Origin of the sequence: Ensifer oleiphilus, assembly GCF_013371465.1 — a bacterium.
In the GTDB taxonomy this organism is placed as follows: Bacteria; Pseudomonadota; Alphaproteobacteria; order Rhizobiales; family Rhizobiaceae; genus Ensifer; species Ensifer oleiphilus.
The window spans coordinates 909,431-923,360 of sequence record NZ_JABWDU010000002.1; the positions used below are offsets into that span (position 1 = coordinate 909,431).

At 61.6% G+C, this 13,930-nt stretch carries 15 protein-coding genes; 10 read left to right on the forward strand and 5 right to left on the reverse strand.

Translation table 11 applies throughout. The annotated features are described in order from the left end of the window. The first annotated feature begins 5 nt into the window (after positions 1 to 5). Together HT585_RS11120 and HT585_RS11125 are read left to right on the forward strand one after the other, a co-directional pair. A complete protein-coding gene (locus HT585_RS11120) occupies positions 6 to 872 on the forward strand; it encodes an NAD(P)-dependent oxidoreductase (RefSeq protein WP_176352944.1) in 867 nt (288 codons plus the stop codon). A 171-nt stretch (positions 873 to 1,043) separates the two neighbouring features. Further along, positions 1,044 to 1,349, forward strand: a complete 306-nt coding sequence (locus tag HT585_RS11125) for an XRE family transcriptional regulator (protein WP_176352945.1) — start codon at positions 1,044 to 1,046, stop codon at positions 1,347 to 1,349. Between the two features lie 138 nt (positions 1,350 to 1,487). On the opposite strand, the gene HT585_RS11130 is transcribed toward HT585_RS11125, so the two are convergent. Further along, positions 1,488 to 2,690, reverse strand: coding sequence for a pyridoxal phosphate-dependent aminotransferase (locus HT585_RS11130; RefSeq protein ID WP_176352946.1), 1,203 nt, complete (start codon positions 2,688 to 2,690; stop codon positions 1,488 to 1,490). Positions 2,691 to 3,170: 480 nt separating this feature from the next. Between HT585_RS11130 and HT585_RS11135 the strand changes: the two genes are divergently transcribed. The 3 genes from HT585_RS11135 to HT585_RS11145 all read left to right on the forward strand — a co-directional run bounded on the left by HT585_RS11135 (position 3,171) and on the right by HT585_RS11145 (position 7,453). Further along, positions 3,171 to 5,516 (forward strand): marine proteobacterial sortase target protein, encoded by a 2,346-nt coding sequence (locus HT585_RS11135; RefSeq protein WP_176352947.1) that lies wholly within the window; start codon positions 3,171 to 3,173, stop codon positions 5,514 to 5,516. Next, positions 5,506 to 6,174 carry a class GN sortase gene (locus HT585_RS11140; RefSeq protein WP_176352948.1) on the forward strand — a complete coding sequence of 223 codons (669 nt, stop codon included), beginning with the start codon at positions 5,506 to 5,508 and terminating at the stop codon, positions 6,172 to 6,174. Before HT585_RS11135 ends, HT585_RS11140 begins: the two co-directional genes overlap by 11 nt. A 136-nt stretch (positions 6,175 to 6,310) precedes the next feature. Continuing rightward, positions 6,311 to 7,453: a PQQ-dependent sugar dehydrogenase gene (locus HT585_RS11145; protein WP_246707623.1), complete on the forward strand. Its 1,143-nt coding sequence runs from the start codon at positions 6,311 to 6,313 to the stop codon at positions 7,451 to 7,453. An 11-nt stretch (positions 7,454 to 7,464) separates the two neighbouring features. On the opposite strand, the gene HT585_RS11150 is transcribed toward HT585_RS11145, so the two are convergent. Continuing rightward, positions 7,465 to 7,893: a hypothetical protein gene (locus HT585_RS11150; RefSeq protein ID WP_176352950.1), complete on the reverse strand. Its 429-nt coding sequence runs from the start codon at positions 7,891 to 7,893 to the stop codon at positions 7,465 to 7,467. A 120-nt stretch (positions 7,894 to 8,013) separates the two neighbouring features. Between HT585_RS11150 and HT585_RS11155 the strand changes: the two genes are divergently transcribed. From HT585_RS11155 to HT585_RS11165, 3 genes are all read left to right on the forward strand, one after another. Continuing rightward, positions 8,014 to 8,910 carry a DMT family transporter gene (locus tag HT585_RS11155; RefSeq protein WP_176352951.1) on the forward strand — a complete coding sequence of 299 codons (897 nt, stop codon included), beginning with the start codon at positions 8,014 to 8,016 and terminating at the stop codon, positions 8,908 to 8,910. Positions 8,911 to 9,614: 704 nt separating this feature from the next. Continuing rightward, positions 9,615 to 9,830, forward strand: coding sequence for a cold-shock protein (locus tag HT585_RS11160; protein WP_025427905.1), 216 nt, complete (start codon positions 9,615 to 9,617; stop codon positions 9,828 to 9,830). A 142-nt stretch (positions 9,831 to 9,972) separates the two neighbouring features. After that, positions 9,973 to 10,410: a BA14K family protein gene (locus HT585_RS11165; RefSeq protein WP_176352952.1), complete on the forward strand. Its 438-nt coding sequence runs from the start codon at positions 9,973 to 9,975 to the stop codon at positions 10,408 to 10,410. Between the two features lie 109 nt (positions 10,411 to 10,519). Here the strand turns inward: HT585_RS11165 and HT585_RS11170 are convergent, their stop codons facing one another. Together HT585_RS11170 and HT585_RS11175 are read right to left on the reverse strand one after the other, a co-directional pair. Then, the gene (locus HT585_RS11170; protein WP_176353278.1) at positions 10,520 to 11,161 is read right to left on the reverse strand and encodes an MBL fold metallo-hydrolase; all 642 of its coding nucleotides are present in this window, start codon (positions 11,159 to 11,161) and stop codon (positions 10,520 to 10,522) included. Positions 11,162 to 11,230: 69 nt separating this feature from the next. Further along, the gene (locus HT585_RS11175; protein ID WP_176352953.1) at positions 11,231 to 11,395 is read right to left on the reverse strand and encodes a hypothetical protein; all 165 of its coding nucleotides are present in this window, start codon (positions 11,393 to 11,395) and stop codon (positions 11,231 to 11,233) included. A 243-nt stretch (positions 11,396 to 11,638) separates the two neighbouring features. Here HT585_RS11175 and HT585_RS11180 point away from each other — a divergent pair, with 243 nt between their 5' ends. Beyond that, complete coding sequence (locus HT585_RS11180) at positions 11,639 to 12,259, forward strand: DUF1236 domain-containing protein (protein WP_176352954.1); 621 nt, start codon at positions 11,639 to 11,641, stop codon at positions 12,257 to 12,259. 334 nt (positions 12,260 to 12,593) lie between these two features. Beyond that, positions 12,594 to 12,860: a hypothetical protein gene (locus HT585_RS11185; RefSeq protein ID WP_025427909.1), complete on the forward strand. Its 267-nt coding sequence runs from the start codon at positions 12,594 to 12,596 to the stop codon at positions 12,858 to 12,860. Positions 12,861 to 12,935: 75 nt separating this feature from the next. On the opposite strand, the gene HT585_RS11190 is transcribed toward HT585_RS11185, so the two are convergent. Continuing rightward, entirely contained in the window at positions 12,936 to 13,826 is an 891-nt protein-coding gene (locus HT585_RS11190; protein ID WP_176352955.1) for a branched-chain amino acid aminotransferase, read from the reverse strand. Positions 13,827 to 13,930: the final 104 nt, after the last annotated feature.

A 13,930-nucleotide genomic window follows, 5' to 3' on the forward strand; every position in this document is an offset into this window, starting at 1 on the left:
ACAAGATGTCGAAGACCATCTCCCTCATCGGCCTCGGCGCGATGGGCACGGCGCTTGCCAACGCCCTCCTCGATGCCGGCCACGTTACGACCGTGTGGAACCGCACATCGGCGCGGGCTGACGCTCTCATTGCCCGCGGTGCCCGCCTGGCCGAAACCGTCACGGAGGCCATTGCAGCAAGCGACGCCATCATCCTGTGCCTCACCGACTATGTCGCAGTCGAAACCACAGTTGCCGACGTCGGCCCCAGGCTCGCCGGCAAGACGGTCGTCAACCTCACCAACGGTCGCCCGGATGAAGTCCGGGCGGTCGCCACCCGGCTTGGCGCATCCGGCGCGCGCTATCTTGATGGCGGCATCATGGCGACACCACCGATGATCGGTACACCGGACGCCTTCATTCTCTACAGCGGCAGCGCCCAAGCGTTTGAGGACGCCACGGAGCACCTGGCGACCTTCGGTCAGAACCACTATCTCGGCGAGGATCCTGTGCTTGCCGCTGTCAACGACCTCGCCTTGCTGTCGGCGATGTACGGCCTCTTCGGCGGCTATCTGCATGCAACAGCGCTTGCCGGCAGCGTCGGCGTCACGGCCAAGCAGTTCCTGCCCCTGGTCGAGCCCTGGCTCGCCGCGATGATGACGGCGCTGCCCGACTATGCCGAGCGAATCGACAGCGGCGATCACGCCCGCGACGTGATGTCGAACCTGGCGATGCAATCGGTGGCGATCACCAACATCGTTGCCGCGAGCCGCAGCCAGGGCATCGATCCGGCGTTCATGGAGCCGATGGAACGGCTGGCGCAAAAACGTCTCGCCGGCGGCTTCGGCGCCGACGAGGTCTCCGGTATCATCGAGGTGATGAGGGGGAAATAAGGCTTCCACCTTCAATGGACGGCGGAGATATCTGGCAAGGTCCACCCTGCCCCTGCCGAGCGTCTCCAACCGATACAGGCAAACGGTCCGTGGTCGAAAGGTCGCGGACGCCTTGCTTGCGGTTGACCCGTCGCAGGCCCTCGCGCATCCTCCACTCAACTGGAGGTGACGATGATTACAGGTTCACAGTGCCGCGCCGCCCGGGCGCTGATCGAAATTTCCCGCGAGATGCTGGCAAGCTTTTCAGGCGTCGATGAAGACACGATCCTGAAGTTCGAGCGCAAACTGGAAAAGCCCGCCGATGCGGTGATCCTGTCTTTGACGCATGCGCTCGAGAATGCAGGCGCGGTGTTTCTTCCGGAAGGCGAACGCGGCATCGGCGTCTGCCTGAAATTCACCCGCTCCGAGACCCGCCGCCTCTCCATCCTCGAAAGCGAGGGCGGCGTCGTCGGCGACGACGAGGTTCCGGGCGCTTAGACAAAAGGCAGATCGAATCTGAATTCAACGCCTTATCCGGCGGGATTGAATCAGTTTGACCGCGTGTTGAATCGGTTTGCCAACAAAAAAGCCCACCGTCACCGGCGGGCTTTTTCTATTGCATGCAAAGCCTCAAGCTTACTTGCAGGCGCCGCAGAAACGCTGGATGCGGCGGCAGGCTTCCTCTAGCTGCGCTTCCGACGTCGCGTAAGAGATGCGGAAGTTCGGGCCGAGGCCAAAGGCCGAGCCGTGCACGACGGCAACGCCCTCGGCTTCGAGCAGTTCCGAGACGAAGTCTTCGTCTGTCTCGATTACCTTGCCCGAAGGCGCCGTCTTGCCGATCAGGCCGGCGCAGGACGGGTAGACGTAGAAGGCGCCTTCCGGCGTCGGGCATGCGATGCCCTTGGCCTGGTTCAGCATCGACACCACGAGATCACGGCGACCTTCGAAGATCTTCTTGTTCTCGGGGATGAAGTCCTGCGTGCCGTTGAGCGCCTCGACGGCAGCCCACTGCGCGATCGACGTCGCACCGGAAGTCTGCTGGCCCTGGATCATGTCCATCGCCTTGATGAGCGACAACGGGCCGGCCGCGTAGCCGATGCGCCAGCCGGTCATGGCATAGGCCTTGGAGACGCCGTTCATGGTCAGCGTGCGGTCGTAAAGGCCTGGCTCGACTTCGACCGGGGTCGCGAACTTGAAGTCGCCATAGGTCAGGTGCTCGTACATGTCGTCGGTCAGCACCCAGACATGCGGGTGCTTCATCAGGACGTCGGTCAGCGCCTTCAGTTCGGCATGGCTGTAGGCAGCGCCCGACGGATTGGACGGCGAGTTGAAGATGAACCACTTTGTCTTCGGCGTGATCGCCTTGTCGAGATCGGCAGGCTGGAGCTTGAAGTTGTTTTCCTGCGTCGCCGAAACGGTTACGGGCGTGCCGCCGCACAGCGCCACCATCTCCGGGTAGGAAACCCAGTAGGGCGCCGGGATGACGACTTCATCGCCCGGGTTGAGCGTCGCCATGAAGGCGTTGAAAAGAATCTGCTTTCCGCCGGTGCCGACGATCGTCTGGGCGGCGGTGTAGTCGAGGTTGTTCTCGCGCTTGAACTTCTTGGCGATCGCTTCGCGCAGTTCCGGGATGCCGGAGACCGGCGTATACTTCGTCTCGCCGCGGTTGATCGCGTCGATCGCCGCCTTCTTGATATTATCAGGCGTATCGAAATCCGGCTCCCCTGCCCCAAGGCCGATCACGTCGCGTCCCTTCGCTTTCAGCTCGCGGGCTTTCTGCGAAACGGCGATGGTGGCGGAAGGCTTTACACGGGAAAGAGCATCGGCAAGGAAGGCCATGATGAAAGGTCCTGATCGTTTCGAGACGCGGTGAGCGCTACGGAACGAAAAAGCCAGGCTCCATAGCGGTTAGGTCTATGTAGAAAGACGCCCGGTCTTGCAAGCGCCGGGGCCTGAAAAACCGCGCGAATGCGGGCAAAATGCGTCACCATGACAAAGTTTCATGAGTGCGATCAGAAATGGCGATTGCCGCAGGATGCTTGAGCGGCGTCTGGCGGCAACCACAACGGGATGCATGTCGTGAGGCACCCGTGATCACGCCTCGTCTCTTGCTGGCGCTCGGAGGCGCATCGATAGCATTGATCCGGAACGTCCGGCGATCCTGATTTATTCAAAAAAATCAGCGGAATTCTGCAATTTACAGAATGCCATAATTTAGCCACGACAACTGTCGCGGTCCGCCGCAATTCCGTCCTGCAACAGCCGGTTTCCGGGCCTTTCCTCGCATGAGCCGATCGCATCGCATCACGGGGGTATGCAATGTTTCTCGACGACGAAATCGCTGAATCACGAACACGACAAAATGAAGCGCGCTGGGGCATGTATCTGGCGCTTGCAGCGCTCGCCGCCTGCATCGTGATGATCCTCGGCTTGATGACTCAGGCGTCTGCCCAGACGGTTAATCCGCCGCCGCAGCAGATGGCCGGCTATGTCAGACCCAACGACATGGGCACCGGCGCCCTGCTGTTTCCATCGAAGGAGCCTGGCTACTTCGTCGAGGCGCCGCGCCTTGCGACCGATGTCGAGATCGACGTCAACGGCCCGATCATGCGCACCCGGGTCACGCAGCGATTCCAGAACCCGAGCAAGGGATGGGTCGAAGGCACCTATGTCTTCCCGCTTCCCGATGATTCCGCCGTCGACACCCTGAAGATGCAGATCGGCGACCGCTTCATTGAAGGCCAGATCAAGCCACGCCAGGCCGCCAAGGAAATCTACGAGCAGGCCAAGGCCGAGGGCAAGAAGGCCGCCCTTCTCGAACAGCAGCGCCCCAACCTCTTCACCAATCAGGTCGCCAACATCGGCCCCGGTGAAACGGTGGTCGTGCAGATCGAATATCAAAGCGGCGTGCGCCAGTCGAACGACGCTTTCACCTTCCGCTTCCCGATGGTGGTGGCGCCGCGCTACAATCCGCAGCCGATCGTCCAGACCGTCGACCTCGACAGCCGCTCCGGCTATGCCGTCAGCGACCCGGTTCCCAATCGCGAAAAGATCGAGCCACCGGTGCTCGACCCGCGCGAAAACGCCAAGGTCAACCCGGTTACGCTGACGGTCAACCTGAAGGCGGGCTTCCCGATCGCCGAGGTGACCTCGGCCTTCCACGAGATCGATACAGCCACGATCGACCAGCTGACCCGCAAGATCACGCTGAAAGCTGGAAGCGTTCCGGCCGACAGGGATTTCGAACTCAGCTGGAAGGCGGTCGAGGGCAAGAGCCCTTATGCCGGCCTTTTCCGCGAGACCGTCGGCGGCAAGACCTATCTCCTGTCCTTTGTCACCCCGCCGGTCGCAGCGACCGAGACCGACAAGCCGGTGAAGCGCGAAGTGGTCTTCGTCATCGACAATTCCGGCTCGATGGCCGGCCCGTCGATGGAGCAGGCGAAGGAAAGCCTGGCGCTGGCGATCTCGCGGCTGAAACCGGAAGACCGTTTCAACGTCATCCGCTTCGACGACACCATGACCGTGCACTTCCCCGCGCTCGTCGAGGCGACGCCTGACAAGCGCGAGAACGCCATCGCCTTCGTGCGCGGCCTGACGGCAGACGGCGGCACCGAAATGCTGCCGGCGCTGGAAGCAGCCCTGCGCACGCAGGGACCGGTCGCGGCCGGCGCACTTCGCCAGGTGGTGTTCCTCACCGACGGCGCCATCGGTAATGAAGGCCAGCTTTTCCAGGAAATCCAGACGAACCGCGGCGACGCGCGCGTCTTCACCGTCGGGATCGGCTCGGCACCCAACAGTCACTTCATGACCAAGGCTGCCGAATACGGTCGCGGCACCTTCACGCTGATCGGCTCGGAAAGCCAGGTGGCCGCCCGCATGGGCGAACTCTTCACCAAGCTCGAAAGCCCTGTCATGACCGACATCTCGGCGACTTTCGAGGGCGCAGCCAAGGGCGACATTACCCCGAACCCCATGCCCGACCTCTATCGCGGCGAGCCGGTCGTGCTGACGGCCGAACTCAACGGCACGGCGCCGGAAGGCAAGCTGCGCATCGTCGGCAAGGCGGGCGACCAGCCCTTTCGCGTCGAGATGGACATCGCCAAGGCCGCAACCGGCGAAGGCATCGCCAAGCTCTGGGCCCGCCGCAAGATCGACGATCTCGAGGCAAGCGCGTCGGCGATCGCCGATCCGGCATCGCTCGACAGACAGATCGAAACGGTGGCGCTGGCCCATCACCTGGTCTCGCGCGTCACCAGCCTGGTCGCCGTCGATGCGACGCCATCGCGTCCCGCCGGCGAAAACCTGACGGCAACGGATATGCCGCTCAACCTGCCGGCCGGCTGGGACTTCGGCAAGGTCTTTGGCGAGAAGCCCGATGCAAACGGCACAGTCGACGAGCGCGAGGCCTCAGTCGAAAGCCAGACGAAGCTGGTGATGGTGACCGCCGACCGCATGCTGGCGGCGCCGACCGCACGCGCGGCCGGTCTGATTGCCGAAGCCAACAACCAGGTGAACCTGCCGCAGACGGCGACCGAGGCGGACAAGCAGATCCTCATCGGTCTGATGCTGCTCGCCTTCGCGCTTGTTGCCGGCAGCACCTTCGTCTTCTGGCGCGGACAGATTGCCGCCCTCGTCATCGCAGGGGTTCGACGCCATGGCCGCTGACGACGACCTGCCCGGGCCGCGCCCTAGCTTCCTCGCCCGTCTTTCGGCGTTCGAGACCATCGTCGTCGCGATCATTGCCCTGATCGCCCTTGCCGGCCTGATGCTGGTCGGCAAGGGGTTTTACATGAAGGCCAAGGCCGAGGTCTCCCAGGTGCTGTTGAAGAAGAGTTTCGACGCGCAGCTGCACGGCGAGGCCGACGGCAAACCCTGGCCCTGGGCCGATTTCGAAACCACCGCGGAAATCATGGCTCCGCGTATCAACCGTTCGGCGATCGTACTGAAGGGAGCAAGCGGCCAGGCGCTTGCCTTCGGGCCGGCCTGGCTCGCCAATACCCCTCTTCCCGGCGAAGAAGGCACCTCCGTCATTGCCGCCCACCGCGATACCCATTTCCGCTGGCTGAAGGATGTGTCACCGGGCGATCTGCTTGTATTGACCCGCAAGGACGGGCGTCGCTTTCTGTTCCGCGCCGGCGAAGGCCGGGTCGCGCGCTGGGACGAGAGTGGCATCAATGCATCGGCGAGCGGTCACAAACTGGCGCTCGCCACCTGCTTTCCCTTCGATGCGATCGAGCCCGGGCCGATGCGCTACATCGTGACGGCCGAACTGGTCGGCGAGCAGCATCCGGTGCCGCTGACCACAGGTTCGATCGCGAAATAAAGCCTTTTTGATCCGATGTGACTTGAACGCAGCGCACGACCGCTCCAGCTTGCGAGAACGCGACGAAGCAACGGCAGGAACGGATCGGAGATATCGAATGCGGCAGGCGCAGGCATCAAGGCTGAAAACGGCCCCGATGAAACGGACGGTTCTGCCACTGCTGGCTGGCCTGGCTTTCTTTGCCCCTCCATTTGCCGCCGGCGCGCAGGAAACACGCGAATTCCCCTCTCAGCACGGTGACGTGCTGGTCGAGACGCTGGCCGCCGGGCTCGAACACCCCTGGTCGGTCGAAGTCCTGCCGGATGGCGGCTACATCGTCAGCGAGCGTGCCGGCCGGCTGCGCATCATCCGCGACGGCAAGGCCTCGGCGCCGCTCTCGGGCGTGCCTGAAGTGGCAGAACAGGGTCAGGGCGGACTGCTCGACATTGCGCTCGCCCCCGACTTTGCCACCAGCCGCACACTCTACCTGACGCTTGCGGCCAATGGCGACGGCGGCTTTGGCACGGCGCTTGTAAGGGCGACATTGGCGGCTGATGACAAGAGCCTGAGCGACGTCAAGGAACTCTTCCGTATGAACAAGCTGACCCGCAAGGGCCAGCATTTCGGCTCGCGCATCGCGATCGCGCCTGATGGCAGCCTGTTCTTCGGTATCGGCGACCGTGGCGAGCGCGACCGCGCCCAGGATCTACACGATCATGCCGGCGCCATCCTTCACATCAACCCGGACGGCAGCATTCCCGCCGCCAACCCCTATCGCGGCGGCACCGAGGGCCTGCCGGAAATCTGGTCGAAGGGACATCGCAATCCGCAAGGGATCGCTACCGATCCGAAAGACGGCACGCTTCTGACCGCCGAGCACGGCGCGCGCGGCGGCGACGAGATCAACAATCCGCAGCCTGGCCACAACTACGGCTGGCCTGTCATCACCTACGGCAAGGACTATTCCGGTGCCGAGATCGGCGAAGGTACGGCAAAGGACGGCTTCGACCAGCCGCTCTACTATTGGGATCCCTCGATTGCGCCGGGCGCGCTTGCGGTCTACCGCGGCAAGATGTTTCCGGAGTGGGACGGCAGCCTGCTGGTCGCAGCGTTGAAGTACCAGCTGCTCGCCCGGCTGGAACGGGACGATAACGGCGCAGTCACCGCCGAAGAGCGACTGTTCGACGGCGAGTTCGGCCGCATCCGCGATGTCGTCGTCGCGCCTGATGGCGCGCTGTTAATGGTGACGGACGAAGAGGATGGCGCGCTGCTCAGGGTCTCCAAGGCGCCGACGCAGTAGAAGCCTCGACATCACAGATCGGCGCGAACATTCTTGCGAAACATGAACTTCAGACCGGACCAGACAGCGTCGACGGCACAGACCTTGGTGTCGACCAGACCGAGCGGCAGGAAGATCTCGCGCAAGACGCCCTCCGTCAGCGTCGTCGGCACTTTCGATGCGCGCTTCGGCCACGAGATCCACATCATGCCATCCGGCTTCAGGCTTGCGGAAAGCCGCATCGCCGCGGCCTCCAGTTCTGACCTTTCCACGGCGAAGACATGGATGTAGTCGTGCCTGCGCAAGGCCCGGTCGTCCATGGCGGTGTCGCAGATGGCCAACCCGGGAAAGCCGGCAATGTCGGCGAGGTTATCGGGGACGCAAAGCAACAACGCCGACTGGTCGTCCCTCAAACCGAGCTTGCGGACAAGCGGTGTTCCGCAATAGCCGCTGTCGCCCATTTCCACCTCCCCCGCAGTCGCAGGCGTTTTCGGGATTTCGTTGTGCCCGACCCGCGACGATGAGCCTTGCCCGGGAAAATCGCAACTGATAGACGGCGATGCATCTGAGGAGATGCAATCATGACCCGCGTTCAGGCCAATCTGTTCCTGCTGTTTTCCGGTGCCATCTGGGGTGCCGGTTTCGTCGCTCAATCGACGGCGATGCAGGCGATCGGCCCGCTCTGGTTCATCACACTGCGTTTTGCCATCGCGACGCTGGTCGCGCTGCCGCTTGCCATCGTCGAAACCCGGCGGGCACCGCAGCCTTTGACCGGCAGGACTGTGCGAAATTTCGCGTTTGTCGGACTTGCGCTTTTCGCCGGCGCAGTCACCCAGCAATATGGACTGCTGACCACCAGTGTCACCAATTCCGGTTTTCTGACCGGCCTTTACGTCGTTTTCGTGCCCGTGCTGACGGTGATCTTCCTCCGCCGCAAGCCGCACTGGATCATCTGGCCTGGAGCACTGATGGCGCTGTTCGGCATCTTCCTGCTGAGCGGCGGGGCGCTGTCGAGCCTGACCGGCGGTGACTACCTGACCATCGTGTGCGCACTCTTCTGGGCACTGCAAATGATGCTGGTCGGCATCTTCGCCCCCAGCAGCGGCCGTCCGATGCTGTTGTCGATGGTGCAGTTCGCCGTTTGCGCTGTGCTCGGCTGCGTCGTCGCCATGGCGATCGAGCCCTTGAGCATGGAGGCGGTGAAGGGCGCGCTGCCGGAAATCCTCTATGCCGGTATCTTCTCCAGTGGTGTCGCCTTCATTTGCCAGGTCGTCGGCCAGCGCTACACCACGGCACCGCAGGCAGCGATCTTCCTGTCGAGCGAGGCGCTGTTTGCGGCCTTGTTCGGCGTGCTTCTGCTTGGAGAGATCATTACGCCCATCGGCTATGTCGGCTGCGCCATCATTTTTGCAGCGATGCTGGTGGTGGAAATCGTGCCGGAGCTGACAAAGGACCGGCGCGCGCAGGCTCCCGCCTGAGGCGAGCCACGCCCTGGTGGGGAGTAGGCAGAACTATAACCGTTGAATTTGACGGGTACTGAACTGCTGCGTTACTTGTGACTGCCCCCACCTGGAAAGCTGTTGCTTGACTTTGAAACGCTTCCGCGCGCCGCAGAATTTTTCCATTAATACTTGCATGTTTTCTGCAGCGAAGACTGAAGCCTCGAGTCGGGGCAGCGCTACGGCAAGAAGCTTCAAACATATCAGTCAGTTGCGAATTTATGGCGAGCATCGCGCGCCGATGAGGGCCACGACTCTTGCGGCAAAATTGGGCGCAAACCACTCAACTTCTCGATACATTCGTTCAAAAAGCTGTGATTTCAACAGCTTGCGATGCATCCTAGATATCACCTGAAAAAACCGCAACTGACCGATTTTTGAGCAATGGCAAGACGCTATACCACTTCTAAAAAGTTTTGCTTGCCAATTCAAAATAAACCCATCAATCTTACTCTGTTCGGGCAATCTACGAGCACGGGAAGATCTTGAAATAAAAGCGGGCCGGAGACGCAAAAACTCCGGGTGGCCAGACTGGGGGGACGCATGTTTGCAACCTTTCCGATGGCTGGCTGCGGTAACAGGAACCTTTCCTCAAATATCGAGAACTGCCTGCCCAACGCCCAACCGGGCAAACTGCAATGCTACCCGTCCGTCAAACGGGTGGAGAGAAAAGGACCTGACGCATGGCCGAAACTGGCACTGTAAAATTCTTCAACACCGACAAGGGCTTTGGTTTCATCAAGCCTGACAACGGTGGAGCGGATATCTTCGTACACATCTCTGCTGTCCAGGCTTCCGGCCTGAACGGCCTGTCGGAAAATCAGAAGGTAAGCTTCGACACCGAACCGGATCGCCGCGGCAAAGGCCCGAAGGCGGTCAACCTGCAGATCTCCGGCTAACACCGGTTCTGCTGAAAGATTCAAGTTGAAGCCCGGCAGTGATGCCGGGTTTTTTTGTTCAGGCCCCGTTCAGTTTGGCAGCGTTAACCTTCTCTCATCATGAAGGCCGGAACCGCTCCGGACCATGCACAGGATTGAAGCCATGAACAAGTTCATCAAAGCGACGGTTCTCTCGGTCATCGCCGCCGCCTCGGTTCTCCCGACCCTCCGCACGGCTGAGGCTGGGGATTGGAACCGCCACCGGCACCATGGCAACGGTGACGCCGTTGCACTCGGCGCACTTGGCCTGGCGACCGGCGTGATCATCGGCGGTGCGATCGCCTCGCAGCCGCGCTACAGCGAGCGCGTCTACGTCGACCCGGAACCCGATTACTACGAGCCGCGCCCGGTCTACCGTCCGCGCCCCGTCTATCGCCCGCGTCCCGTAGTCGTTGACAACTACGGCGGCGGTTACGGCTCGCTCGAGCCCTGGACCCCGTCCTGGTACCGTTACTGCTCGCAGCGTTATCGCTCGTTCAACCCTGATAACGGCACCTTCCGGGGCTACGATGGCCGCAGCTACTTCTGCAACGCCGGCTGATCTTAGAGCCCGTTAAGCGGACAATCAAAAAGCGCATGCCTTTCCCGGGCATGCGCTTTTTTCATGGCTGCCGGTCGATCCCTCGAAACAGGATCGCCGCCGCAAGAGGTCATAAACCCCGCAGATAGGGGTTGGTGCGCCGCTCTTCACCGATCTGTCCGCCGGGACCATGCCCGCAGATAAAGCCGACCTGATCGCCGAGCGGCAGAATCTTGTCGCGGATCGAATCAAGCAGTTGCTGGTGGTTGCCACCGGGAAGATCGGTGCGACCGATCGAGCCGTGGAACAGCACATCGCCGACATGGGCAAAATTCTGCACCCGGTTGAAATAGACCACATGCCCAGGCGCGTGGCCGGGGCAATGCAGCACTTCGAACACATGGTTGCCGAAAGAGACTGTATCGCCATCCTCCAGCCACTGGTCGGGAACGACGTTTTCGACCTTCATCGCCAGACCGAATTTCTCGGCCTGCTCTTCCAGCCGCGACAGAAGCGGCAGATCGTCCTTGTGCGGACCGATGATCGGAAGCCCCAGCGCTTCCTTCAGCTCCTTGGCGCCGCCGGCATGGTCGATATGGCCGTGTGTCAGCCAGATCGCCTTGAGCGCGATGCCGTTCTCCTTGATCGTCTGCAGGATCACGTCGACGTCGCCGCCAGGATCGACGATCACGCCTTCCTTAGTTTCAGCGTCGAAAAGAACCGTGCAGTTCTGCTGGAAATGGGTAACCGGGATGATGCCCGCCTGTAGCATGCCGTCAGCGCCTCGCTCAGATGTCGTTGCCACACCTATAGCGCCAAACGACAGAAGGCACAGTGCCCTTTAACGTAGGCTGGCAATTTCCGCTGAAGGGGATTGGGGTGTGGGCAGTTGGACGGTGGTGAGCAGCAAGGCAGTAATAAATACCTCCGCGGCAACGACGATCGCCACCACCGGGCGCAATCCGTTGACGGCGGGGTTTACCGGATTAACAGCTGAATTCGACATTGAACCTCCCTCTCCTGCCTCCGCTCATGGTCCTTTCGCGGGGCATATCGCTGATCGCTTCCCTCGGGCACCCGCCCGACATGGACAGGAGAACACCTCGATCGCGAAACGGTTCCATGCGTCTTAACGCCGGTTGACCGTTGCAGTCTCAGTATGTCGCACCTTCACATTTCGTGACGTTCCCCAGGGAACATCCCCACCGCCGCCGCGTTTGCCCCTCAGCCAAAAAGAAGGAGCATGATGATGAAGAACCTTACCCGCCCCCTGTTGCGAACTGCCGCGGCTGCGGGTTTCGTACTCGTAGCCGGCTCGGCCGCCTTCGCGGCCATGACCGCAACGACGGTCACCGACCTCAACGTCCGCGCCGGCCCCGGCCCGCAATATCCGACCGTCGGCCTGGCCACACGCGGCAGCACAGCCGTGCTTGACGGCTGCATCGAAGGCAGCAAGTGGTGCCGTATCGACGTCAACGGCCTTCGCGGCTGGGTTTATGCCCAGTATCTGACAACCGATCTCGGCGGATCGGCCGTCGTCGTTCAGGATCGACGCTCCGATCTTGCAGTGCCCGTGGTGACCTATGAGGTGCAGGCAGGCGACCCGCCGATGCCGGCGCCCGGCGATGAGTTGCTTGGCCCTGTCGAAGACGTCGAGCCGATCGTGCCGCCGGACACCGTGCGCACCTATATCACCACCAATCCGGGCGATACCGTCTACCTCGACGGAGAGGTCGTGGTGGGCGCCGAGCTTCCGCAAACGGTCGAAGTGCGCCGCGTGCCCGACTATACCTACGACTATGCCAGCATCAACGGCCAGCCGGTTCTGGTTGAGCCGGCGACGCGCCGTATCGTCTACGTCTATCGATAGGCAAGACGCGCCCTCAGTGGGCAACCATAATCAGCTCCAGCGACTCTCGTCGCTGGAGTTTTTGTTTGCACTGCAGCGAATCACCTGGATCTATAGCTGCGGTTGCCCCGCCTCTACTCAAACACTGTAGTAATTCCGTCATCTTTCGCGTCGAGGATTGCGAAAGACGCCAATTTCCGTGTGAAATCGCAACATTTTAGCGAGCAAAGCCTTCACTGAAGGCACCCGTGACTTCCGCAAATTGACAAGCTTCAAGATTCGGCTTCAACCTGTCCTTGCCGGATCATCGGCATATGGCGGCTCGTCTTCGACGGGCCTCGATACGGAGGGATCAATGGAAGCATTAATGCCAATCATTACCCAATTGATCGCGGGGGCGGCCGGCGGAAACGCGGCCAGCGCAGTATTGAAGCAAGGGGCATTCAGTGTCGTCGCGCGCACCATCGTCGGCGCCATCGGCGGTCTCGGTGGGGGATTCCTGATCCAGATGCTCGGCGGCGAAGCGGCCGCGACTGGTCTCGCCATGCAGGCGCTTGGCGGCCTCGTTGGCGGCGGTGTTTTGAGCGGCATCGTCGGTCAGTTCCTCGGCAAGCAAGCCTGACGCCTTCCGGACGATATCCGTAGCAAGACAAAAGGCGGCCGGGGGCCGCCTTTTCTGCATTCAGGTTATGAGTGGTTATTCGGCCGCTGCGGCAACCGGGTAGACTTCCTTCATGTAGTCGTTCATCAGCGTTTCGCAGATGGTCGCCGGCGTGAAGCGATAGGGGCCGATCTCGGAGACCGGCGTCACCTCGGCGGCAGAGCCGGTAAGGAAACATTCGCTGAACCCGGACAGCTCCTCCGGCATGATCGCCCGTTCGATCACCTGGTAGCCGCGGCGCTTGGCAAGCTCGATCACCGTGCGACGGGTGATGCCGTCGAGGAAACAGTCCGGCACCGGCGTGTGGATGACGCCGTCCTTGACGAAGAAGATGTTGGCGCCGGTCGCTTCGGCCACCTGGCCGCGGTAATCGAGCATCATCGCATCGGCATAGCCCTTGGCTTCTGCGGCGTGCTTGGAGATGGTGCAGATCATGTAGAGGCCGGCAGCCTTCGATTTCGACGGCGCCGTCTTCGGGTCCGGGCGGCGCCATTCGGCGATATCGAGGCGAATGCCCTTGAGCTTTTCGGTCGGGTTGAAATAGCTGCCCCACTGCCAGATGGCGATAGCGACGTTGATGCGATTGCTCTGGGCAGACACGCCCATCATCTCGCTCCCGCGCCAGGCGATCGGCCGGACATAGGCTTCGGAAAAGCCCTGGCGCTTGAGAAGCTCGACGCTTGCAGCATCCAGTTCGTCGACGGAATAGGGGATCTTGAAGCCCAGGATGTCGGCGGAGTTGTGAAGACGCTGGTTGTGTTCCGTCAGCTTGAATATCCGGCCGCCATAGGCGCGCTCGCCTTCGAACACCGCACTGGCATAGTGCAGCCCGTGGGTCAGCACATGAATCTTGGCATCCTTCCACGCGACGAACTCGCCATTGAACCAGATTTCGCCGTCCAACTGATCGAAAGGAACCGCTGCCATGATGTCGTCCTCCGGCGCTTGTGCGCCATTCTTGCTGTTGATTATCGTCCCGCTTTCAGTTTATCGCCAAACTGATTGTGGGAAAATTCAATTTCGAGATTTTG

Excerpts from the sequence above, each read along its gene's own strand:
- HT585_RS11120 (WP_176352944.1), top strand. The coding sequence starts at position 6 with ATGTCGAAGACCATCTCCCTCATCGGCCTCGGCGCGATGGGCACGGCG.
- HT585_RS11125 (WP_176352945.1), top strand. The coding sequence starts at position 1,044 with ATGATTACAGGTTCACAGTGCCGCGCCGCCCGGGCGCTGATCGAAATT.
- HT585_RS11130 (WP_176352946.1), bottom strand. The coding sequence starts at position 2,690 with ATGGCCTTCCTTGCCGATGCTCTTTCCCGTGTAAAGCCTTCCGCCACC.
- HT585_RS11135 (WP_176352947.1), top strand. The coding sequence starts at position 3,171 with ATGTTTCTCGACGACGAAATCGCTGAATCACGAACACGACAAAATGAA.
- HT585_RS11140 (WP_176352948.1), top strand. The coding sequence starts at position 5,506 with ATGGCCGCTGACGACGACCTGCCCGGGCCGCGCCCTAGCTTCCTCGCC.
- HT585_RS11145 (WP_246707623.1), top strand. The coding sequence starts at position 6,311 with ATGAAACGGACGGTTCTGCCACTGCTGGCTGGCCTGGCTTTCTTTGCC.
- HT585_RS11150 (WP_176352950.1), bottom strand. The coding sequence starts at position 7,893 with ATGGGCGACAGCGGCTATTGCGGAACACCGCTTGTCCGCAAGCTCGGT.
- HT585_RS11155 (WP_176352951.1), top strand. The coding sequence starts at position 8,014 with ATGACCCGCGTTCAGGCCAATCTGTTCCTGCTGTTTTCCGGTGCCATC.
- HT585_RS11160 (WP_025427905.1), top strand. The coding sequence starts at position 9,615 with ATGGCCGAAACTGGCACTGTAAAATTCTTCAACACCGACAAGGGCTTT.
- HT585_RS11165 (WP_176352952.1), top strand. The coding sequence starts at position 9,973 with ATGAACAAGTTCATCAAAGCGACGGTTCTCTCGGTCATCGCCGCCGCC.
- HT585_RS11170 (WP_176353278.1), bottom strand. The coding sequence starts at position 11,161 with ATGCTACAGGCGGGCATCATCCCGGTTACCCATTTCCAGCAGAACTGC.
- HT585_RS11175 (WP_176352953.1), bottom strand. The coding sequence starts at position 11,395 with ATGTCGAATTCAGCTGTTAATCCGGTAAACCCCGCCGTCAACGGATTG.
- HT585_RS11180 (WP_176352954.1), top strand. The coding sequence starts at position 11,639 with ATGAAGAACCTTACCCGCCCCCTGTTGCGAACTGCCGCGGCTGCGGGT.
- HT585_RS11185 (WP_025427909.1), top strand. The coding sequence starts at position 12,594 with ATGGAAGCATTAATGCCAATCATTACCCAATTGATCGCGGGGGCGGCC.
- HT585_RS11190 (WP_176352955.1), bottom strand. The coding sequence starts at position 13,826 with ATGGCAGCGGTTCCTTTCGATCAGTTGGACGGCGAAATCTGGTTCAAT.